The sequence below is a fragment of the Bacillus sp. LR--39 genome (assembly GCF_053613335.1).
Genome location: NZ_JBSIOT010000701.1, coordinates 1 through 787, shown reverse-complemented (window position 1 = coordinate 787; position 787 = coordinate 1). Strand labels below are relative to the sequence as shown.

2 protein-coding genes are annotated in these 787 nt (G+C 40.8%); both read left to right on the top strand.

Going from position 1 to position 787, the window contains the following annotated elements:
• Positions 1-107 precede the first annotated feature (107 nt).
• The gene (locus ACWHAR_RS25950; RefSeq protein ID WP_014476361.1) at positions 108-479 is read left to right on the top strand and encodes a hypothetical protein; all 372 of its coding nucleotides are present in this window, start codon (positions 108-110) and stop codon (positions 477-479) included.
• Between the two features lie 198 nt (positions 480-677).
• A partial coding sequence (locus tag ACWHAR_RS25945) for a DUF3311 domain-containing protein (protein ID WP_452088283.1) occupies positions 678-787 on the top strand: 110 nt, incomplete at its 3' end.

Genomic DNA, 787 nt, shown 5'->3' with positions numbered 1-787 from the left:
CAGCAGAAAACTAAAAAGTTTTGGTGATTTTTTCTGTCTTGAAACATTTCACCAGCCGATATAGAATACAAACAGAACAAACGTTCCCTTAGAAAGAAGGAGTCAACATGCCAAATCTGCAGGAGGAAATATACGATTTAATTGAACGGGCTCTCTTTTTGCCCATGGCCATTACGATTTTTAACCGTGATCTCGCCGGAATTGAAGAAAGCACATTAAAATTGAAGCATCCTTATAAACAGCTTATCAGCGAATCATTAAAAATAGCACAAAAGGATTTGATGGAGGTCAGAAAAGAACTGAGGAAAAGAAAAATTGCAATCCGCGAGACGGAACGCGATGAAGCCTTTACGCTCTATACATTTGTCATCGACGGTTATGAAGAAAACCATCGCTATTTTAATCCGCGAATCCGTGAGCAGGTCAGCGAATTATTAACATACTATCTATTTGCCCCGGACAGACTCCGAGCCTTTTGAATCATACTGCCCGTTCCCTCTTCGGGCGATTCAGAGCATTAATTTCAGACAATTCACACTATACAAACAAAATAAATTTATTTATAATTCGAACCACAGCCTTTCACCCTAAAAAGTGACATGTGCTGCCATATCTGCGACATCATTTTCAGTACGCTTGGGCTTGTACACCCCAATCCTAAATAGAAGGAGGATTCTATGAAACTGATTCACGTTCTTGCCGCTTTGCCCTTTATCGGTATCTTACTCGGCATCCCTTTTGCAAATAAGGTGACCCCCTACGTGTTCGGCATGCCGTTTATTCTTGC

Excerpts from the sequence above, each read along its gene's own strand:
- ACWHAR_RS25950 (WP_014476361.1), top strand. The coding sequence starts at position 108 with ATGCCAAATCTGCAGGAGGAAATATACGATTTAATTGAACGGGCTCTC.